The following is a 19,864-nucleotide window of genomic DNA, read 5'->3' on the forward strand; positions in this document are numbered from 1 at the left end:
ACACGGTGGTGGCCTTCCTGGGGCGGGCGCGGTCGGGCGAGCCGAGACGTGCAACAGGCCGACGGGGACGGGGGATTCCGTGTGATCGTCGAAACGAATCACACAAGTCACTATGCTCGCATCCAAGTTCAACGTGCAACCGGCTGCCTGATAATTTCAACAAGCCGGTATCCGACTGGTCGCTTCACCAAGTGACTGTCAGACTCGCACCGGTGACTGTCCTTCAGGAGGTAGGGCGTGAGCGAAGGCCGTTCGAGCGCGGCGGGCACCAACAGTGCGCCCACCGTTCTGCGCATGATCCTGGGCCGGCGGCTGCAGGAACGGCGCCAGGACGCGGGGGTGTCGCTGGACGACGCGGCGCGGGCCCTGCGGGTCACGTCCCTGACCATCCGCCGTCTGGAGAAGGCGGAGGTCGCCCTCAAACCGCTCTACGTCGAGAAGCTGCTGGAAACCTACGGGGCGGACCGGCAGGAGATCGACGAGTTCGTGGAGTACGCCGAGCGGGCCAACGAGCCCGGCTGGTGGCACACGTACCGCGACGTCCTGCCCACCTGGTTCAGCGCCTACGTGAGCCTGGAGACCGGCGCGAAGACGCTGCGCACCTACGAGCCGCACTATGTGACGGGCCTGCTGCAGACCCGTCGGTACGCGCGCGAGGTGCTGAGCGGCGGCTTCCCCAACGAAGGGGACGAGGAGCTCGACCGGCGCGTGGATCTGAGGCTGCGCCGCCAGAGCCTGCTGGAGAGACCGGACGCGCCCACGCTGTGGGTCGTGATGGAGGAGGCCGTGCTGCACCGGGTGGTCGGCGGCCCCGAGGTGATGCGGGAGCAGATCGACCGGCTCCTGGAGGTCTCGGAGCTGGAGCACGTCAGTGTCGACGTCGTCCCGTTCACCGCGGGCGCCCATGTCGGCGCGTGCGCCCCCTTCACGTACTTCCGTTTCGAGGAGCGCGAGCTTCCGGACATCGTCTACACCGAGGTCCTCTCCGGTGCCATGTACCTGGACCAGCGCTCCGACGTCGTCGCCCATCTCGAGGCGCACAGCCGCATGTCCCTGCTGACGTCCGACGCGCACAGCAGGGCACTCCTGAACCGCATGCGCAAGGAGTACTCATGACCACGATCGACGACCGTGCCTGCGACGTCTACAACGGCATGCCCGCCGCCGACCTCGGCGAGCACGGCTGGGAGTCTCCCTGGAGCGGTCCCAACGGGGGCCAGTGCGTGGAGACCAAGCAGCTCGCCGACGGCCGCGTGGCGCTACGGCAGTCGACCGATCCGGCCGGTCCCGCGCTGATCTACACCCCGGAGGAGATCGCCGCGTTCGTCGCGGGCGTCAAACGGGGCCTAGCCGACCATCTCACCACTGGCTGACTCTCCCTCGCACCCCCCTCTGAAAGGTTCAGGATGACCAACTCGCCCGCGGCGCGGGACATCGACACCAGCCGGCCCCACTCCGCCCGCATGTACGACTACTACCTGGGTGGCAAGGACCACTTCGACATCGACAAGCAGGCGGCCGAGACGGTCGCGGCGGCGTACCCCGGCATCTTCGTCTGCGCCCGCGAGAACCGTGCCTTCATGCACCGCGCCACGCGCGTGCTGGCCCGGGAGCACGGCATCCGCCAGTGGCTGGACATCGGCACCGGCGTCCCCACCGAGCCGAACCTGCACCAGGTCGCCCAGTCCGTGGTCCCCGACGCCCGGGTGGTGTACGCCGACAACGACCCGCTGGTGCTGAAGTACGCCGAGCGGCTGATGCGCAGCACGGCCGAGGGCCGCACCACGTACATCGAGGCCGACGTCAACGACCCGGACGCGCTGCTCGACGCACCCGAGCTGGCCGAGATACTGGACCTGCGGCAGCCGGTGGCCCTGTCGCTCAACGCGCTGATGCACTTCGTGACGGACGCCCAGGACCCGTACGGCATCGTGAGCCGTCTGCTGGCGGCGCTTCCGTCGGGCAGCGCGCTGGCTCTGAGCCACTGCACGCCCGACTTCGACCCGGAGACCTGGCAGAAGGTCACGGACATCTACAACGGGGCGGGCACGCCGGTGCAGTTCCGCTCGAAGGACGAGGTCACGCGTTTCTTCGACGGGCTCGAACTGCTCGATCCGGGTGTCACCGTGGGCCACCGCTGGCGTCCGGACAGCGAGCCGACGGCCACGGACGCCGAGGTCAGCCTGTGGACCGGGGTGGGCATCAAGCCGTAGTACCGCACCGCCGCATCGAGGCCCTCCCGTCGGCCGCACGACACCGACGGGAGGGCCTCGCTGTGTCCGCAGGACCTTACATCGGATCTCTCTTCAGCATGATGAACTCATTGACGCCTTCTACGCCTCTGCCTACGCTCCATCGAGCGATAGGTCCGATGATTGCTTGGCATGCTCTGGCCAGGAGGCACTCCACAATGACCTCGAGAAGAACCGTCCTCGGCTCCGTCCTGGGCGGCACGGCGGCCGCCGTCGCCTTACCCGGAGCGGCCGAGGCAGCGACCCCGGACGCGGCTTCCGGCAAGGCAGCCCCGTGGAGACTGCGCAACCGGATGGACTCGGACGGAGCGTGGGCCGGCTTCCTGCACGGACAGGACCTGCTGTGGCACAGGCTGCCCACACTCTGGTACGAGGGCCCGTTCCTCGGGGACGGCCGGCTGGGCAGCATGGTGTACCGGGACCCGGACACGGGCGGCGTCCGCTTCACCGTGCAGCACGGCGAAGTGCAGGACCACCGGCCGGAGTTCGGCAGCGGATGGGGCACGGCGAGGCTGCCCGTGGGGCATCTGACCCTGGATCCGGTCGGCACGATCACGGCGGTCGACTGGCGGCTGAGCCTGTGGGACGCCGAACTGACCGGCACGATCACCACGGACAAGGGCACGCTCACGCTCGCCGCCCTGATCCACGACGGCGTCCTGGCCGCCCGCGTCAAGGCGACCGGCGACGAAGCGGTCCGCTGGACCTTCCACCCCGAGGAGGCCGTCAGTCCCCGGAAGATCCAGGAGGCACCCCCGGCCGGATACGTCCCCAACCCGCCCTGGACCACACGGACCACCGGCGACGTCGAACAGGTCCTCCAGGCTCTCGTGGGCGGCGGTCAGACCGCTACGGCCCACCGCCGCACCGGCGACACCCTCCTGCTCACCGTCGCCCACAGCCATCCCTCGGACACCCGCGCCGGTGAGCTGTCACTGAAGAAGATCCAACGAGCCCCCTCGTACACGGCGTTGCGGTCCCGGCACACCGGCTGGTGGCACGCCTTCCACCGCAAGAGCTTCGTGTCGTTCCCCGACCAGCGACTGCAGAGCTTCCACTGGATCCAGCTCTACAAGGTCGCCTCCGCCAGCCGCGCGGGCGGCCCGGTGATGGCCACCTCCGGCCCCTGGCTGGAGCCCACGCCCTGGCCGGCCGTGTGGTGGAACCTCAACGTCCAGCTGGAGTACTGGCTCATCCACGGCTCCAACCACCTCGAACTCGACTCCCTCGTCAGCACGTTGCGCCAGAACCAGGAGCAGCTGGCCGCCAACGTTCCCGCCGCGTACCGCTCCGACAGCGCCGGGATCGGGCGCAGCTCCGACATGTTCGCCGAACGCGCGGTGGGGCAGCCGGGAACGGGCGCCGAAGTGGGCGACCTGACCTGGGCGTTGCACAACGCCTGGCTGAGCTACCGGCACACCATGGACGAGGGTCTGCTGCGCGACACCATCCATCCCCTGCTCAGCAGAGCCGTCAACTACTACTGGCACTTCCTCCAGCCCGGCGACGACGGCAGACTGCATCTGCCCTCCACGCTCTCGCCGGAGTACCCGGTGGTCCCGCCCAGGGACACCAACTACGACCTCTCCCTGATCCGTTGGGGCTGCACCGCCCTGCTGGAGATCACCGAACGGCTGGGCATCGACGACCCGCTCCGGGCACGCTGGCAGGAGATCCTCACCAGACTCACACCCCATCCGGTCGACGACAACGGCTTCATGATCGGCGCGGAGACCCCGTACGCGCAGTCCCACCGCCACTACTCCCACCTGCTGATGGTCTACCCGCTCTACCTGGTCAACTGGGACCAGCCGGAGCAGCGGGAGCTGATCGAGAAGTCCGTGGTGCGCTGGCACGCCCTCACCGGCGCCCACCGCGGCTACAGCTACACCGGTGCCGCGTCGATGTACGCGATGATGGAGAACGGCGACACCGCGCTGTCGTACCTGAAGAAGTTCTTCGATCCGACCACGCGCTACCCGTGCCGGGCCAACACCCATTACACGGAGGCCGGTCCGGTCATCGAAACACCGCTGTCCGCCTCGCAGTCCCTGCACGACATGCTCTGCCAGAGCTGGGGCGGTGTCATCCGGGTCTTCCCGGCGGTGCCGTCCGCCTGGGCCGACGTCACCCTGCACGACTTCCGCACCCAGGGGGCGTTCCTGGTCAGCGCGGTGCGCAAGGCAGGGGTCACCCGGTTCGTGCGGGTGCGCAGTCTGGCAGGCGAGCCACTGGTGATACGGCACGGGCTGGGCGACGGGCGGCTGACCGCCGTGCTGGACGACGGGCGGGCCGCCCGGGTCGGTGTCGTGGCACCCGGCACGGTCTCCGTCGACCTGCCCAAGGGCCGCGAGGTCCTCCTGCACACCGGCCCCCGCCCCGACCTCACCGTCGCCCCGGTGGCCGTCACCGAGCCAGGGGCCGCGTGGGGGCTGCCGTAGCCCCGTCCGTCCTTCCGGCGAGCCGTACGTCCACCGCCGTGAGCGCCGGCGCGAGTGGTCCCGGTGCCAGGAACGCGAGCGGTACCAGCATCCAGGCGCACAGGACGGCGGTCGCCACGGCGACAAGCACGAGGGCGCTGCCGCCCGGGTCGCGCACGGCGTCCCGGGCGGCCTCTCGCACGGCGGCCGGCCAGTCGGTGAGCGACTCGGGACGCCCGCAGGCCCTCAGCCCCACCACCAGGGCCGTCGCCCCGATGACGGCGGCCGCGGCCGCGAAGAGCGCCGCTCCCGGCAGTCCCGCCCCGGCCAGCGCGAGGTCGGCCGCGAACAGCACCGCGCCGGCGAGGGCGATCGCGCCGGCCGCCAGATCGCCGGTGCGCAGCCGACGCCGCAGCAGCGCGACGTACCGTCCTGCCGTGGCCGGTCGGTCCTCCCCCGCTCCCCGCAGCACCGCGCACGCCGTCGACAGCGCGGCCGGAGCGGTCAGCAGGGGCAGACAGGCGGCCGTGGTGTCAGGACAACCCCTGTGCGGTGATCGGCCGGTCGAAGCGGAACGGCGTCAGGACCTCCGGACGGCGGCCGGTACGGATGTACTCGGTCAGCCGGTGGCCGGTGACCGGCCCGAGCGTGATGCCGAGCATGCCGTGGCCGGTGGCGACGAAGGCGTTGTCGTAGCCCGGCAGTTGGTCGACGACGGGCAGTCCGTCGGGCAGGAAGGGCCGCCCGCCGACCCAAGGGTCGCGGATCTGGCCGACCAGGTCGTCGGGGTCGTCGAACCACCTGCCGAGGTAGTGCCGGCTGGCGAGGGCGACGGCGACCACACGGCGCCAGTCCAGCCGGTTGTTGTTGCCGCTCAGCTCCATCGTGCCGCCGATGCGCGTGGTCGCGCCGATGGGCGAGGCGACGGCCCGGCGCTCGCCGAAGTAGAGGGTGTGCCGAGGCGCCGGGTCGAGGTCGACGGAGAAGCTGTAGCCCTTGCCGGCCTGCAGCGGCAGGGGCCGGCCGAGGGCGCGGAGCAGACCGGCCGAGCGCATGCCGGCCGCGATGACTGCGCCGGAGCAGGGAAGTTCGCCCGTGGTGGTCGACACGGCGGTGACCCGCCCCGCCGTCGTACGGAACCCGGTGACCCCGGTGTTCTCGTGCACCTTGACCCCCAGCGCGCCGAGCGCCTCGGCGAGCCCGCGCGCGAAGGCCTCGGGGTCGACCACGCCCTCCCCCTCCACCAGGTAGGCCGCGCGCACCTGCGGGGACAGCGCGTCGTCCAGCAGCCGGGCCTCCTCTCCGGTGACGACGTCGTCCGGCAGCGGATAGCGCCCGTCGGCCATCTCCCGCTGGAGCGCGAGGTGATGACGGGCCTCGGTCGGTGAGAGGAACGCGTGCACCATGCCCGGGCGGGTCAGGGTGGTCCCCACGCCCGCCGCGCGCAGGCCGTCGAAGAGATCGAAGGTGTCGCGGTTCAGCTCGGCGATCGCCGCGTAACCGCGCCGGAAGGCGGCCGGTGTGCTGCTGCGCCAGAACCGCCACAGCCAGCGCGCGAACGCCGGATCGGGCAGCGGCCGCACATACAGGGGCGAGTCCGGGCGGCCCAGGGAGCGCAGGGCGTACCGCACGACACCCGGAGCGGGCACCGGCGTCGAATGGCTCAGGCAGACCCAGCCGGCGTTGCCGCGCGAGGCACCGGAACCGATGGCACGTCGCTCGACGACCTCGACCGGCACGCCCTCCCGGGCCAGGTAGTACGCGGCGCACAGTCCCACGACCCCGCCGCCGACCACCACCAGGGGAGCGCTCATGACGCGGACCCGTACGCGGCGAGGAACTCCCGGGTCCGGCGCTCGGCCGGACGGTCGAGGACGTCCTGGGGCCGGCCCGCCTCCACGATCCGGCCGCCGTCGACGAAGACGACATGGTCGGACACCTCACGGGCGAAGGGCAGTTCATGCGTCACCAGCAGCATCGTCATCCCGTCCGCCGCCAGTTCACGCATCACGGTGAGCACCTCGCGGGTGGACTCCGGGTCGAGGGACGACGTCGGTTCGTCGAAGAGCAGCACTTCGGGGCGGAGCGCGAGCGCCCGGGCGATGGCGACGCGCTGCTGTTCGCCGCCGGAGAGCTGGTCGGGCCGGGCGAGTCCGCGGTGGGCGACACCGACCCGGCGCAGCAGGGTGACGGCCCGTTCCAGGGCCTCCGCCTCGGCGATGCCCGCCTTGCGCTGGGCCAGCACGATGTTCTCCACGGCCGTCAGATGCGGGAAGAGGTTGAACTTCTGGAAGACCATGCCGACGGTACGGCGCAGCGCGGGCAGATCCCGGCAGACGGTCCGCCCGCCGCTGTGCACCACCTCGCCGGCCACCTCGACCGTGCCCCGGTCGGGCCGTTCCAACAGGTTGACGCAGCGCATCAGAGTCGTCTTGCCGCCACCGCTCTGCCCGATGACGCTGACGATACGGCCGCGGTCGACCTCCAGGCTCACGTCGTCGAGGACGAGACGCCCGTCGAAGGACTTGCTCAGCCCCTCGATCCGGACCACCGCCTCGGCGCGGGCTGCGGCCACGGTCTTCGCCGTGGCGACGGGCTCGGTCATACGACGGCCTCCTTCCGGTCACTGACGCGGTCGTTGACGTTGTCGAGGTCGGCGGCGAGCAGCGCTCGCGCGGCCCGCACCCGGCGCCGGCGCCGCGGGGAGAGCGGGACGCCCGCACGGACCTTGCGCTCCAGCAGCAGCAGGAGCTGCGACAGCGGGTAGCACAGGGCGAAGTAGACGGCGGAGATGACCAGGTAGACCTCCAGCGCGCGAAAGGTCTCCGAGGTGATCAGCCGCCCCTCCGACATCAGCTCGGCGGCGGAGACGGTGACGAGCAGCGACGTGGACTTCAGCAGGTCGACCAGCATGGTGTTGGTGCCGGGCAGCGCCTGCCGTACCGCCTGCGGCAGCACGATGTGGGCGAAGATGCCCGCCCTGCCGAGACCCAGCGCTTCGCCGGCCTCCGTCTGCCCCTCGTGCACGCCGCTGATGGCGGACCGGAAGATCTCGGACAGGTAGGCGGCGTAAAAGACGATCAGGCTGAGACAGCCGGCCGTGAACACGTCCAGCCGGATTCCGGCCGAGGCGAGCCCGAAGTAGGTGAGGAAGATGATCGCCAGGAGCGGGACGTTCTTGAACACCTCGGTGTAGACGGCGGCGACGGCCCGGGCGGGCCAGACCTTGCTGAGCCGCAGCAGTGCCACCACCAGGCCGAGCACCACCGCGCCGGCGAAGCCGGCCACTGTGTAGGAGACGGTCCGCCCGAGGGCGTCGAGCAGGTCGGGGCGGTAGTCGGACCAGGGGACCTGGAAGAGACCGGACATGGTCATCCCCTCACTTGCCGATGGACGGCGGCGTCCAGTTCGCGGGCCGGTCCACGCCACGGCGTGCGGTGGCGACATCGGCGGCGGGCTTGAGGAACTGCTCGGGGTCACCGCCGTACTTCTGCACGAGCTTGGCCATCTCCCCGTCGGTGTACATGGCGTCGATCTGCGCGGAGATCGCCTTCTCCAGCTTTCCCGCCTGCTTGGGGAGGTAGAAGCCGGTCTGGTAGGGCTGGAAGTACTGGTAGGCGGGCTTGGCCTTGACCTCGGCGGCGGTCGGCGGGGTCAGGTACTCGGTGCTGATCTTCAGGTCGGGGCGCTGCTTCTGCGCCGCGATGATGAGCAGCGGGTCGAGGAAGCCGACGTCGATGCGGCCGGCGCCGAGGTCGTCGAAGACGCCGTTGGCGTCCGGGTAGGCGTGCAGCTTGGCTCCGGGCACGGACTGGATGGACTTGACCCAGACGTAGCCCTCGACCGTGCCCAGGTTCAGGCCCTTGAGGTCGTCGACCGTCTTGTACGTCTTGCCGTCGCGCACCGCCATCGCCGGGGGCGAGTAGTAGGGCGGGTCGGTGAACAGGCCCTGCTTCTGCCGCTCGGCGGACCAGGCGACACCGCCGACGGTGATGTCCACCCGGCGGGACTGCACCCCGGCCAGCATCCCGGCGAAATCGGTGACCTGCGGCTTGATCCGCAGACCGAGCTTCTTGGCGACGGCGGTGAGGATGTCGCCGTCCAGGCCGACGATCTTGCCGGCCCGGACCGTGGTGTACGGGGCGTAGGGCTCGACGGCGACCTTGATGACCCCGGGCGTGAGAGTGCCGAGAGCGGCGGTCTTCGCCGAGACGTTCTTCGGGTCGTCGCCACCGCCGGAGCCGCACGCGGCCACCGTCGAGAGCAACGCCCCGGTCAGGAGGGCGGATATGAGGGAACGCGCACGGATCATCGGTTCGGGCCTTCCGTCTGGGCGCTGAAGGGACCCGCCGTTCACCGCGCTGTGCCCTCGGCGGGGTTCCGATTGGGGCCATACGCTAGGGATCGCGCAGGCACGCGTCATCGGTCACTTCGTACGAGGTTATGGCCGAAATCACCCCCTCCCCTGTACGGTGCGGCCAAACCGGAACCGGCCCGTCGGCGGGAGGAACACCGTGCTGAGCCCGTCACTCGCTCAGGAGATCGCCGCGGACACCTCCGCCGTGATCGGCTTCAACGTGCTGATCACCGACTCGGACGGCATGGTCATCGGCAGTGGTGACACCAGCCGGGTGGGCACCTTCCACGAGGCGTCCGTCGAGGTCGTACGCACCCAGGAACCCGCCACCCACAGCGCCGCCGAGGCCCAGCGGCTGCGCGGGGTGCGGCCCGGCTGCACACTGCCCCTGGTCGCCGGCGGGCGGGCGGTGGGCACGGTCGGCATCACCGGGACCCCTGCCCAGGTGCGCCGCTTCGGTCTGCTGGTCAAGCGCCAGACGGAGATCCTGCTGCGCGAGTCGGTGATGCTCCGCTCCCGTCTGCTGGCCGAGCGGGCCGCGGAGAAGCTGCTGGCCGACATCGCCTCGTACGATCCGCAGGTCGTCGAGGGCGAGTTCCTGATGTTCCGCGCCGCGGAACTCGGCTTCGACCTGCGCCTGCCACGGGTCGCGGTGGCCATCGAGGTGGGCGTGCCGAGCACGACGGCCCGCCGGCACCGCAGGCCGACCCAGGACATGGCGCTGATCCGCTCGGAACTGCTGCGCACGGTCCGCGAGGTCTTCGCCGACCCGCAGGACGTCGTGGCCTCCACGACTCCCGGATGGATCGGTGTGCTGCACCGCCTCACGGACCGGAACCCGGCGACCGACCTGCTGGCCGCCTGCCGCCGGGTCACCGATGTGATCGCCGCCCAGGACGGGCTGACCGCCCGCGCCGGCATCGGCGAGCCCGCGGCCTCCGTCGGCGGACTGCACGACTCCTACCAGGACGCCTGTGACGCGCTGCGCCTGGGTTCCCGGCTCGCGGACGGCTCCCGCGTCCACGCCATCAGCGACCTGCGTGTCCACCAGCTGCTGGCCGCCGTCGGCCAGCCCGCGCGCGGGCGTCTGCTCGACCTGACCACGGCCGACCTGCGTGCCCAGCCGGACTGGCCGGCGCTGCGGGACACGATCACCGCGTGGTGCGAGAGCGGCTTCAACCTCGTACGGGCCTCGGCGGCCCTGCACATCCACCGCAACACGGTCGTCTACCGCATGAACAAGATCGAGCAGATCACCGGCCGCCCGCTGCGGGAGCACCGCACCACCATGGCCCTGTATCTGGCCTGTCTCGCGGACCAGTTGGCGGGCGGCGAGGAGACCCGCTGACGGACGCTACCGCTTCTCGACGGTGTACGTCAGGTGGGTCACCCGGGACGAGGCGTCCGTGCGGGTCTGCCGCAGGGCCAGACGGTCGGGGTCCATGTGGTCGAACAGGCGGATGCCGGTGCCGAACAGCACCGGGGCCAGCGTGACCGAGAACTCGTCGATCAGGCCGCTGTTCAGGTACTGCTGGATCGTCTCGGCGCCCCCCGCGATGCGCACGTCCCGGTCGCCGGCGGCCTCGCGGGCCTGGAGCAGGGCGCTGTCGATGCCGTCGTTGACGAAGTGGAAGGTCGTACCGCCCGGCCGTTCCCAAGGGTCACGCCCGGTGTGGGTGACGACGAACACCGGAGTGTGGAACGGCGCCTCCTCCGGCCAGGCCAGCTCACCGCCGTCGAACATGCGCTTGCCCATGACGCTGGCACCGGTGCGCTCGTACGTCGCCCGGGCGATGTCGTTGTCGACGCCCTCCTCGCCGCCCTCACCGAGTTTGAGGTTCTCCCTGAACCACCGCTGCGGGAACAGCCACGCCTGCAGCTCCGACCACTTCGCCAGCCAGCGCCGGGTCCTCGGGTCGTTCTGGCCTTCGGGCGAGAACACGTACTGGACGGGCACCGCCTCGGGCGCCATGAAGCCGTCCAGTGACATCGTCACGCTGAAGAACACCTTTCCGGCCATCAGCCCTCCGCTCCCTTCGGTGCCGTCTCGTTCCCGGTGAGTGCGGCGACGTAGGCCGCCAGGTTGCTCAGGGTCTGCTCGCCGCCCTCGATGGCGTGGTACTTCTCCACGGCCTCGTCGCGCAGTTCCCTGGTGGGGAAGACCGTGCGCATCTCGATCCGGGTCCGCTCACCGGCGGGCGCGAAGGTCAGGACCGATTCGAAGGCGTTCGGATCGTCGCGGGACTCGCCGTGCAGCAGTGCGATCCGCTCCGGCGCGACGATCTCACGCCAGGTGATCCACTCCTGGTAGTCGGTTCCGTCCGGCCCGTGCATCACGAAGTCCCAGACTCCGCCGACGCGGAACTCGAAGGTCCGCGTCGTGGTGGTGAAGCCCTGCGGCCCCCACCATCGCGACAGGTGCCGGACCAGCGTGAACGCCTCGAACACCAGCTCCCGGGGTGCGTCGATCACCCGGGAGATCACGATCTCGCGGTCCGCGGCCGTGGGTGCGGGCTCGCCGCCGCTACTGGTCGTCGTCATCGTGGGGTTCCTCCTGCCGTGCCTGCTTCAACTCCTGCACGTACTCGTCCAGCCGGTCGAAGCTCTCGTTCCAGAACCGCTCGAATCCGCCCACCCACTCGTGGACCGGCCGCAGCCCGCGGGCGTCCAGCCCGTACAGCCGCTGCCTGCCCATCCCGCGGACCCGCACGAGCCCGACCTCCCGGAGGACCCGCAGGTGCTTGGACGCCTGCGGCTGGGTCATCCCCAGGTCCCGTGCCAGGGCGGTCACGGGCCGCTCGCCGCCCCGCAGCAGTACCAGGATCTCCCGCCGCTGCGGTTCGGCTATCGCGTTGAACGCGTCCGAGGTCGTCGCCGCTCGTGCCATGAGGCCATCATATGCCCATATCGGCATGCGTCAACGCGGCGACCGGCGGGCCGTGCCCCGCAGGGGGTCCCTAGTCGGCTCGCACCAGTCCCGCGACATGGCTGATCACCGTGTCGAGGATGTCCGCCCACGCCGAATCGTCTCCGAGAACCAGGTGGTTGAGGGTCAGGCCGTCGGTCATGGCGGCGAGGTAGCGGGCCAGGGCGGTGGCGGGGACGCGGAGCCGGAGGTCGCTGCCCTGGCTCAGGCGTTCGATCAGGTCGGTGTAGGCGATGCCGTACAGCTCGTACTGGCGGCGGGCCAGGTGCTCGAACCCCGGCTCGCGCAGGGCGTACTGGGTGAGCTCGTAGGTGAGCATGTGCTCGTCGGGGTGGGCGCGAACATGGTCCCAGTACGCCTGGAAGCCGGCCCGGACGGTGTCCTCGAGGGTGGCCCGGGGACGCAGTGCCTGCGTCACCACGCTCACCGAGTGGTCGGTGAGCGTGGTGATGACGGACTCCACCAGGGCCTGCTTGGAGTCGAAGCAGTAGTGGAAGACGCTCAGCGACACGCCGGCCTCGGCGGCGATGGACCGGGTCGTCGTCCTCGCGACTCCGTCCCGGGCCATCGCCCTGATCGCCGCCTCCGTCAGCTGCCGGCGCCGCTCGGCCGACGGCATCCGTGCCATGCGTGAACTCCCGCCTCAGGCGCTGTGAACACCGACCTCGTACAGCGAGTATCCCCAGTCGGTGCCCCGCTGGAGGCCCTGCACGCGAACGTAGCGGGCCGGTGTCCCGGCGAACACGGCGGTGTCCAGTCCGCCGTCACCGGAGGAAGTGGACCACACCGTCTGCCAGTCGGTGCCGTCGGTGGAGAGGTCGATGCGGTACGCCTTGCCGTAGGCCCGCTCCCAGTCGAGCGTGACCCGCCCCACCCGGTGGGTCGAGCCCAGGTCGATGCGCAGCCACTGGTCGTCGCTCCAGTCACTGGCCCAGCGGGTGTCGCGGGTGCCGTCCACGGCCCGGTCCGGGGCGTAGCTGGTGAAGGGGTTCCACTCCGCCGAACCGGCCGTCGCGGAGGCCCCGTCGGCGAGATTCGCCGAGGCCTGGTGCCGCTCGGTCGCGCCCCAGGTGTCGAGGTAGGACTCGGCGCCCCGGAAGAGGTCGCTCACGACGTTCTGGCCGCCGACCTTGCGGATGTCCTCGATCCAGTCGGGGATCAGACCGGCGTGGGCGCCGCCGTCGGTGTTGATGTCCCAGGTGCGTTCGCCGGTGACCTGCCGGTCGATGACGGAGCCTCCGTCGGTGCTCCTGAAGGGGTACGTCACCTTGTCCGGGGCGTCGGCGCCGCGCGGGGCGGGATGCGAGCCGACGCCGTTGAAGTCGGTGCCGTAGCCGTAGCCGACCCCGTACTTGTCGCGCAGCGCCTTGGTGCGGGCGGCCTCCGCCACGAAGTCCTGCGATCCGTGCATGTACTGGGCGGCGAAACCCCCGAGCCTGTAGACGCGTTCGGTCCAGTTCAGGTCCATCCAGCTGTGCGAGGAGAGCACTCCGGGGTAGGAGCCGGCCTCGAAGATGTCGAGCGCGCGGCCGACGGCCTTGACGCTCATGTGGTCGATCTCCAGCATCATCTTGCGTTTCATCATGCCGCGTACGGCGTACTCGCCGAGGTCGGTGAGGCCGCGGGTGTTGCACTGGGCGTCACCGCTGTACGACGGGACGCTCACTCCGGCCGGGAGGTCCTCCTCGGCGGCCGAGGGGGACGCGCCGTTGATGGGGTTGTCGTGCTGCGGTCCGGTGCACTTCTCCGTCTTCCAGAAGGTGCCTGTCGACAGGAACTGCCCGACGTTGATGGCCGTTCCGAGCCCGCCCTCGTCGAAGCGGACGCCGCACAGCGCGTTGTCGAACTTGTGGCACAGGAACATCGAGCGCACGCCCAGCGAGTACAGCTCGTCGAGCCCCTTGTCGATGTCGGCCCTGCTGCACTGCGGGATGTCCAGGATCTGCTTGCAGCCGAAGGGTTCCGACGTCTCCACCCCCAGGACGACGGCCAGCTTCCCCTGCTCGATGACCTGCCTTGCCTGCGCGCTGTCGGTGACGATCCGGAACCAGCCCTTGCCGGTGCCGCCGTACATCTTGTCGATGTACGCCTGGAGTTCGTACGTCAGCTTCGCCTGGAGCCGGATCGAGGTCATCTCGTCGCAGCCGCGGTCCTTGAAGAAGTACACCGAGCAGATCACCCCGTTGGTGACGAGGTCGTTGACGAGGATCCGCTGCCCGCCGCGCCAGGCCCGCTCGACCCAGGCGTAGTAGTTGGCCTGGTGGGTCATCGAGTCGTAGGCGGGCCAGTCCTTGAAGGTGGGCCAGCCGACCGGGTCGTGCCGGCCGTCGCCGCCGTGGGTGATGTAGTCGAAGACCGCGAGCGTGCCGTCGGGGTAGTGCTCGGGACAGTCCTTGAGAGCGTCGGCGACGCCCGCCTCGGAGAAGACCTTGCCGCAGATCAGCCGCCCGCCGAAGGCCTCGTTGGAGAAGAGGTGGTCGTGCGCGTCGACGAACCCCCGTACCTCACCTGCCGAGTCGGTGCCCGTGAAGGGCTCGCCGGTGACGTCGATCCGGGAGTCCGGCGTCGGGCGGGCGGTGGGGATCCACCACTCGTCGCCGGCCGCCGAACTCGGCGTCGGCCCGAGCGCCATGGTCAGTACCAGCAGGAGCAGCGACACCAGGGTGACGTTCCTGCGGCGGCGGTACGTGCGTGGAGTCGGCGTCACGGCCCACGTCCCTCGGTCGGCGGGATGGCCCGGTTGACGAACCCTTGGGTTTGTCATGACCGGCACAAGATATGCGACGAGGATCGCGACGGCCGCGTTCCGAGTCAAGGGTCCGGGACGCTTGACCTGATGGCGGGTGACGTCCGACCGGCGGGGGCACGTACGGCCGGCTCCCCCACCCGCCGGCGGATCGCGGCGAGTGGGGGAGCCCGGTGCGGGAGTTCTCAGGAGCAGGTGGGCACGCCGTCCAGCCAGGCCGGGCCCTTGATGTAGATGTTCGTCATCCACGCCTTGTAGTCGGGCAGGTAGGCCCAGGCGTCGTTGGTGTAACCGTCGGAGGTGACGACCTCCGCGTGCTTCTGGCACTCGACGCGGATGGTGGTGGAGTCCGGGAAGGCGTAGACACGGTCCGCGCCGACGGAGGGCGCCGTCTTCGTCCAGACGCCTGTGCCCCAGGTCTCGAAGACATGCCCGGTGACCGCCCCGGTGTTGACGCGGACCGCCCCGAAGTAGTCGCCGCCCAGGCGGACGTCACTGACCATCAGATGCGTGCCGGACTGCCTCGCCTCGACCATCTTGCCCGCGCCGAGGTAGATCGCGATGTGGTGGAGGTCGGCCGAGGGCCCGTAGGCCAGCAGATCACCGGGGACCAGCGGCGCGATGCCCTGGGCCGCGGTGAAGCGGGCGGCGGCGCGGACCGTGTAGTACTGCCGGCCGGCGTCGCCGTCCAGGATGTCGGAGCCGGCGGACTGCGCGTAGGCGTACCGGACCAGGCCCGAGCAGTCGAAGCCGAGCCGCTCGGGGTCGTGCCGGCTGGCCGGGTCGGTGGGGTCGACCTGGCCGTAGGTGGCGCCGGGCCGGGCGCCGTGGCCGCCGCCCCAGGTGTACCAGGTGCCCGCGTCGACCTGGGCACAGGCGGCGGCGATCGCGCGCTCGGCGGCCGCCGAGCCGCCGGACGCGAGGACCCCGCAGCCGCTCGCCGCCGGGGCGGCGGGCGTCGCGGCGACGGCCGCGGGCGCCCAGAGGAGAAGGGCCGTCAGCCCGATGAGTGTGGTGACGATTCCGGTCCGCCGGAGCATGCCGGGACCCCCGTTTTCTGTGATGTTTTCCGTGATGCGTGGATGGTCGTGACTCAGCCTGCCGACCGGGCCCCGGCCGGTCGAGCACCCGGCAGCACCCCCCTGCCAAGGGCAACGGGAAACCCTTGGGAAACCCCGATGCACCAGCGGAGTTCGGCCGGGCGCCTCAAGCCCGCGCGCACGCGGGAGCGTTGGACACGGGCAGTCCAGGCATCAGCGCCTTGCGCTCCTGCGGACCCATCGCCCTGCGCAGTCGGCAGATCCGGGCGAGTCGCGCGCCGAGGTCGAGATCCCACAGGCGTACGGTCCCGTCGTTGCTGCTGCTGGCCACGGTCCGCCCGCCCGGGGCGAACGTGACGCCCCACACCGCGTTCGTGTGCCCGGTGAGCGTGGCCCAGGGCCGCCGTCCCGGCACGTCCCAGAGCCGTACCGTACGGTCGCTGCCGCTGCTCGCGAGGAGTCGGCCGTCCGGTGAGAAGGCGATGCCGCGCACCGATCCGGTGTGGCCGGTCAGGGCGGCCTCCGGGCGGCGGTGGCGGACGTCCCACAGCCGGACCGTGCCGTCGTTGCCGCCGCTCGCGAGGGTCGAGCCGTCGGGGCTGAAGGCCACGCCCCGTACGGCGCCGGTGTGGCCGGTCAGGGTGGCGAGCGGCCGGCCGGTGGCCGTGTCCCACAGCCGGACCGTCAGATCGTCGCTCGCGCTGGCCAGGGTGCGGCCGTCCGGACTGAACGCGACATCGTTGGCGTAGTCCGTGTGACCGGTCAGGACGGCGAGTTGACGGTGGGTCGCGACGTCCCACAGGCGGACCGTGCGGTCGGCGCCCGCGGAGGCGAGGGTGCGGCCGTCCGGTGCGAACGCCACCGAGAACACATCGCCGGCGTGGCCGGTGAGGGTCGCGAGCGTGCGGTGCGACGGGATGTCCCACAGCCGGACCGTGCCGTCCGAGCCCGCCGACGCGAGGGTGCGGCCGTCCGGCGCGAACGCCACCGAGAACACGCTCTCGCGGTGACTCGTGAACCTCGTCACGACCCGGTGCCGTGCCACGTCCCACAGGCGAAGGGTGTGGTCCGCGTCGGCGGTGGCGAGGAGTTTCCCGTCCGGGCTGTACGCGGCCTGCGAGACCTCGGTGAACGGACGCGCCGTCAGCACCGGGCCGCGCAGGTCCCACAGCACCACGGACTGGTCGAACCCTCCGGTGGCCAACGTCGTGCCGGTCGCGTTCACGGCGACGGACATCACGTAGTCGGTGTGGCCCGCGAGGATCGCCGCCGGACGGCCGCTGCGCACGTCCCACAGACGGGTCGTGCCGTCGCCGCCGGCGCTGACGACCGTGGTGCCGTCCGGGGTGTAGGCGACCGCGTTGACGTCGTCGCTGTGTCCGGTGAGCACCGCCGTGGCCCGGTGCGCGGCCACGTCCCACAGCCGTACGGTCCGGTCGACGCCCCCGGAGGCCACACTGCGCCCGTCCGGGGCGAACGCCACCCCGAGCACTTCGTCGGTGTGCCCCCTGAGCACGGCCATCGGGCGGCCCCGGTCGGTGTCCCACAGCCGTACGGTCCGGTCGGAGCCGCCCGAGACCAGGGTCCGCCCGTCCGGGGCGTAGGCGAGCGTGTTGACGCGGCCGGTGTGCCCGACGAGCCGCACCTCTGTGGGGTGTCCGGCGCCGGTGTTCCACAGCTGGACCGTTCCGTCGTCGGCGGCGACGGCGAGGGTACGGCCGCGGGGGTCGTAGGCGAGCGCGTGGGCCCCCTGGGTGGCCGCGGGCAGCACGGTCCGCAGCCGGTGGTCGGCGGTGCCCCAGATCCGTACCGGGCCGTCCGTGGAGGTCGCGGCGAGCGTGCGCCCGTCTGGGCTGAAGGCGACGGAACGCACCCGCCCGGGAACGGCGAAGGTGGCGGTGGTCCGGTGGTCGCCGGCCCGGCGCAGCTGGACGGTGCCGTACGCGCCCGCCGTCGCCAGCAGCCGGCCGTCGGGGGCGAAGGCGACCGCGTTGACGGGCCCGTGGTGGCCGACGAGACGGGCGGAGAACGCCTGCGCCTGCGTGCTCAGCAGGGCCCCGCGCGCCTCGGGCGTGGGGTCGGCGCGGTAGGCCTCCTCGGCGAGCAGCATGGAGGCCTCGGGCTGGCCGCCGGCCAGGGAGGTGGACTGCACGGCGAGGGCCTGGGAGCGGGCGACGCGCTCCTGGGCGAGGGCGGCCGAGCGCTGCTGGTAGGCGAGGCCGCCGGCGGTCACGGCGAGGCCGAGCAGGACGGCGAGGACGACGAACAGGACCTGTCGCAGCCGTGTCTGACGCCTCGCCAGGGCGTGGCGGGCGTCCTCCTCCGCCTGACTGGCCAGCACGAAGGCCTCTTCGCTCGGGCCGAGACGGCTGCGGCCGTCGAGTTCGTCGGCCCAGGAGCGGACGGTGTCGAGGCGGGTGCCGCGGTAGAGGGCGGACGGGTCGCGCTCCTCCCGCTCCCATTCGGCGGCGGCGTGGGCGAGTTGCTGGTGGATGAGCAGCCCGGCCCGGTCGGCGTGGATCCAGTCGCGCAACCGGGGCCAGGCGTGCAGCAGGGCCTCGTGCGTGATCTCGACGGTGTTCCGGTCCACGGTGACCAACCGGGCCCGGACGAACGCGTCGAGGGCGGTGGAGGCGGCGTCCGCGTCGCCGAGTTGTTCCATGAGGGCGCCGCGGCCGGTGCGGCGCCGGGTCGCGACGGTCCCGTCGTCGGCCACGTGGACGAGACGGGACAGGACACGCCGGATGGACTTCTGCTCGGCCGGGTACAGCTGGGCGAACACGGTCTCGGCGGTGCGGGCGATGGCGCCCTGGATGCCGCCGGTGCGCTCGTAGCCGGCCACGGTGAGGGTGGTGCCCTCGCGCTGCTGCCAGGTGGCGAGGAGGGCGTGCGAGATGAGGGGCAGCGCGCCGGACGGGGTGTCGTCGCAGGCGGTGGTACGGCTCGCGCCGGCCGGTTCGTCGCGCAGGCCGGCGTCGCGCAGGACGAGGGGGACCAGACCGGGTTCCAGGGTGACGCCGGCGAGTTCGGCGGGGCGGGTGATGGACTCCCGCAGTTCCGCGACGGACATCGGGGGAAGGACGAACAGTCCGTCGCTGAACAGGGGCGCGAGTCCGGGCAGTTCGAGACAGCGTCCGGAGAAGTCGGCGCGGACGCCGAACACGACGACCGCCGGGTCCGGGCCGGTGGACAACGCGTGCAGGACCCGTACGAACGTCCGTCTCTCGTCCTCGTCGGAGCAGAGGGTGAACAGCTCCTCGAACTGGTCGACGAGCAGCACCGGCCGCACCGGTGGCGGGCGGCGGCCGTCCGGGCCCGGCGGGGCGCCCTCCGTGCGGGCGCGGACGACGTCCAGCAGCGTTTCGGGGCGCTCGGCCAACTCGGCCGCGGTGAGGGCGAGATCGCTGCCGAGGACCTTCGCGGTTCGTTCGAGGAGTTCGTCCAGCGGATGAGCGGTGGGCGTGAGGGCGACCACGGGCCAGCGGTCGGCGCCGGGCATGGGGAAGCCGCCGGGGCGTCGCAGTGCCGGGACGAGACCGGCGTTGAGCAGGGAGGACTTGCCGGCGCCGGACGGGGCGACCAGCAACAGCGGCCCGGCGCCGACGCGTTGGAAGACCCGCTCGACCAGGGCGGCCGTGGCCCGCTCCCGGCCGAAGAACCAGGCCGCTTCCTGCGGGGTGAAGGGCGCGAGGCCGCGGTAGGGGCAGGCGGGCGCGCCGGAGTCTGCGACCGGCCCTCCGCCGCGCTCGGCCGGGGCGGCGTCCCGCACCAGCCGGAGCAACTCGCCCCCGGCGCCCAGGATGTGGTCGCACTGACGGGCGACATCGACGGTCACCGGCTTGACGCCGGTCTCGATCTTGCTGAGATAGCCCTTGCTGTAGTGCGTCCGGCGTGCGAGGTCGGCCAGCGACATCCCGCGCTCCCGGCGCAGCCGTCTCAGCTGCGCCGGAAAGGACGGTGTGGCCTGTGCGGGGCTTTCCGGCTGGTCGGTCCGGTCGACGCCCGCGTGTACGTGTTCCTGCTCCCCCAAGGCGTCCCCCCTGGCACTGGCCTGCCCGGATCGTGAGACGGCGGATGCCCAGGTTACTGCGGGGGTCGGACAGGGAGCCAAGCCTTTCACCCG

At 71.4% G+C, this 19,864-nt stretch carries 17 protein-coding genes; 5 read left to right on the forward strand and 12 right to left on the reverse strand.

Annotated elements, in window-relative coordinates; genetic code table 11:
* Positions 1 to 237: 237 nt before the first annotated feature.
* From GRC12_RS17835 to GRC12_RS17850, 4 genes are all read left to right on the forward strand, one after another.
* Positions 238 to 1,116, forward strand: coding sequence for a helix-turn-helix domain-containing protein (locus GRC12_RS17835; protein ID WP_208780295.1), 879 nt, complete (start codon positions 238 to 240; stop codon positions 1,114 to 1,116).
* Positions 1,113 to 1,373, forward strand: a complete 261-nt coding sequence (locus tag GRC12_RS17840) for a DUF397 domain-containing protein (RefSeq protein ID WP_133045104.1) — start codon at positions 1,113 to 1,115, stop codon at positions 1,371 to 1,373. The genes GRC12_RS17835 and GRC12_RS17840 overlap by 4 nt, the downstream gene beginning before the upstream one ends.
* A 33-nt stretch (positions 1,374 to 1,406) precedes the next feature.
* On the forward strand, positions 1,407 to 2,213 hold the full coding sequence (locus tag GRC12_RS17845; protein ID WP_208780296.1) for an SAM-dependent methyltransferase: 807 nt from the start codon (positions 1,407 to 1,409) through the stop codon (positions 2,211 to 2,213).
* A 197-nt stretch (positions 2,214 to 2,410) separates the two neighbouring features.
* Positions 2,411 to 4,693: a glycosyl hydrolase family 95 catalytic domain-containing protein gene (locus GRC12_RS17850; protein WP_208780297.1), complete on the forward strand. Its 2,283-nt coding sequence runs from the start codon at positions 2,411 to 2,413 to the stop codon at positions 4,691 to 4,693.
* On the opposite strand, the gene GRC12_RS17855 is transcribed toward GRC12_RS17850, so the two are convergent.
* The 5 genes from GRC12_RS17855 to GRC12_RS17875 form a co-directional block, all read right to left on the reverse strand.
* Entirely contained in the window at positions 4,659 to 5,144 is a 486-nt protein-coding gene (locus GRC12_RS17855; protein WP_244373091.1) for a hypothetical protein, read from the reverse strand. The two genes, GRC12_RS17850 and GRC12_RS17855, sit on opposite strands and share 35 nt — an antisense overlap.
* 61 nt (positions 5,145 to 5,205) lie before the next feature.
* On the reverse strand, positions 5,206 to 6,486 hold the full coding sequence (locus GRC12_RS17860; protein WP_208780317.1) for an NAD(P)/FAD-dependent oxidoreductase: 1,281 nt from the start codon (positions 6,484 to 6,486) through the stop codon (positions 5,206 to 5,208).
* On the reverse strand, positions 6,483 to 7,277 hold the full coding sequence (locus GRC12_RS17865; RefSeq protein ID WP_244373094.1) for an amino acid ABC transporter ATP-binding protein: 795 nt from the start codon (positions 7,275 to 7,277) through the stop codon (positions 6,483 to 6,485). Before GRC12_RS17865 ends, GRC12_RS17860 begins: the two co-directional genes overlap by 4 nt.
* Positions 7,274 to 8,041, reverse strand: coding sequence for an amino acid ABC transporter permease (locus GRC12_RS17870; protein WP_208780298.1), 768 nt, complete (start codon positions 8,039 to 8,041; stop codon positions 7,274 to 7,276). Before GRC12_RS17870 ends, GRC12_RS17865 begins: the two co-directional genes overlap by 4 nt.
* A 10-nt stretch (positions 8,042 to 8,051) precedes the next feature.
* Positions 8,052 to 8,984 (reverse strand): substrate-binding periplasmic protein, encoded by a 933-nt coding sequence (locus GRC12_RS17875; protein ID WP_208780299.1) that lies wholly within the window; start codon positions 8,982 to 8,984, stop codon positions 8,052 to 8,054.
* 202 nt (positions 8,985 to 9,186) lie between these two features.
* Here GRC12_RS17875 and GRC12_RS17880 point away from each other — a divergent pair, with 202 nt between their 5' ends.
* The gene (locus GRC12_RS17880; protein WP_208780300.1) at positions 9,187 to 10,377 is read left to right on the forward strand and encodes a CdaR family transcriptional regulator; all 1,191 of its coding nucleotides are present in this window, start codon (positions 9,187 to 9,189) and stop codon (positions 10,375 to 10,377) included.
* Between the two features lie 6 nt (positions 10,378 to 10,383).
* On the opposite strand, the gene GRC12_RS17885 is transcribed toward GRC12_RS17880, so the two are convergent.
* From GRC12_RS17885 to GRC12_RS17915, 7 genes are all read right to left on the reverse strand, one after another.
* Positions 10,384 to 11,049, reverse strand: a complete 666-nt coding sequence (locus tag GRC12_RS17885) for a dihydrofolate reductase family protein (protein WP_208780301.1) — start codon at positions 11,047 to 11,049, stop codon at positions 10,384 to 10,386.
* Positions 11,049 to 11,570: an SRPBCC family protein gene (locus GRC12_RS17890; RefSeq protein ID WP_208780302.1), complete on the reverse strand. Its 522-nt coding sequence runs from the start codon at positions 11,568 to 11,570 to the stop codon at positions 11,049 to 11,051. Before GRC12_RS17890 ends, GRC12_RS17885 begins: the two co-directional genes overlap by 1 nt.
* On the reverse strand, positions 11,554 to 11,916 hold the full coding sequence (locus tag GRC12_RS17895; RefSeq protein WP_208780303.1) for an ArsR/SmtB family transcription factor: 363 nt from the start codon (positions 11,914 to 11,916) through the stop codon (positions 11,554 to 11,556). The genes GRC12_RS17890 and GRC12_RS17895 overlap by 17 nt, the downstream gene beginning before the upstream one ends.
* Positions 11,917 to 11,986: 70 nt before the next feature.
* Positions 11,987 to 12,583, reverse strand: a complete 597-nt coding sequence (locus tag GRC12_RS17900) for a TetR/AcrR family transcriptional regulator (RefSeq protein ID WP_208780304.1) — start codon at positions 12,581 to 12,583, stop codon at positions 11,987 to 11,989.
* A 15-nt stretch (positions 12,584 to 12,598) separates the two neighbouring features.
* Positions 12,599 to 14,587 carry a galactose-binding domain-containing protein gene (locus GRC12_RS17905; RefSeq protein ID WP_244373102.1) on the reverse strand — a complete coding sequence of 663 codons (1,989 nt, stop codon included), beginning with the start codon at positions 14,585 to 14,587 and terminating at the stop codon, positions 12,599 to 12,601.
* A 299-nt stretch (positions 14,588 to 14,886) separates the two neighbouring features.
* Complete coding sequence (locus GRC12_RS17910; protein WP_208780306.1) at positions 14,887 to 15,741, reverse strand: NlpC/P60 family protein; 855 nt, start codon at positions 15,739 to 15,741, stop codon at positions 14,887 to 14,889.
* 166 nt (positions 15,742 to 15,907) lie between these two features.
* Positions 15,908 to 19,771, reverse strand: a complete 3,864-nt coding sequence (locus GRC12_RS17915; protein ID WP_280117488.1) for an nSTAND1 domain-containing NTPase — start codon at positions 19,769 to 19,771, stop codon at positions 15,908 to 15,910.
* Positions 19,772 to 19,864 lie beyond the last annotated feature (93 nt).

This window comes from Streptomyces griseorubiginosus (genome assembly GCF_017614965.1).
GTDB lineage: Bacteria > Actinomycetota > Actinomycetes > Streptomycetales > Streptomycetaceae > Streptomyces > Streptomyces griseorubiginosus_B.

Bases quoted from the DNA above. Each gene is read 5' to 3' on its own strand.
- GRC12_RS17865 (WP_244373094.1), bottom strand. From the start codon at position 7,277: ATGACCGAGCCCGTCGCCACGGCGAAGACCGTGGCCGCAGCCCGCGCC.
- GRC12_RS17900 (WP_208780304.1), bottom strand. From the start codon at position 12,583: ATGGCACGGATGCCGTCGGCCGAGCGGCGCCGGCAGCTGACGGAGGCG.
- GRC12_RS17910 (WP_208780306.1), bottom strand. From the start codon at position 15,741: ATGCTCCGGCGGACCGGAATCGTCACCACACTCATCGGGCTGACGGCC.
- GRC12_RS17850 (WP_208780297.1), top strand. From the start codon at position 2,411: ATGACCTCGAGAAGAACCGTCCTCGGCTCCGTCCTGGGCGGCACGGCG.
- GRC12_RS17845 (WP_208780296.1), top strand. From the start codon at position 1,407: ATGACCAACTCGCCCGCGGCGCGGGACATCGACACCAGCCGGCCCCAC.
- GRC12_RS17890 (WP_208780302.1), bottom strand. From the start codon at position 11,570: ATGACGACGACCAGTAGCGGCGGCGAGCCCGCACCCACGGCCGCGGAC.
- GRC12_RS17860 (WP_208780317.1), bottom strand. From the start codon at position 6,486: ATGAGCGCTCCCCTGGTGGTGGTCGGCGGCGGGGTCGTGGGACTGTGC.
- GRC12_RS17875 (WP_208780299.1), bottom strand. From the start codon at position 8,984: ATGATCCGTGCGCGTTCCCTCATATCCGCCCTCCTGACCGGGGCGTTG.
- GRC12_RS17840 (WP_133045104.1), top strand. From the start codon at position 1,113: ATGACCACGATCGACGACCGTGCCTGCGACGTCTACAACGGCATGCCC.
- GRC12_RS17895 (WP_208780303.1), bottom strand. From the start codon at position 11,916: ATGGCACGAGCGGCGACGACCTCGGACGCGTTCAACGCGATAGCCGAA.
- GRC12_RS17870 (WP_208780298.1), bottom strand. From the start codon at position 8,041: ATGTCCGGTCTCTTCCAGGTCCCCTGGTCCGACTACCGCCCCGACCTG.
- GRC12_RS17905 (WP_244373102.1), bottom strand. From the start codon at position 14,587: ATGGCGCTCGGGCCGACGCCGAGTTCGGCGGCCGGCGACGAGTGGTGG.
- GRC12_RS17885 (WP_208780301.1), bottom strand. From the start codon at position 11,049: ATGGCCGGAAAGGTGTTCTTCAGCGTGACGATGTCACTGGACGGCTTC.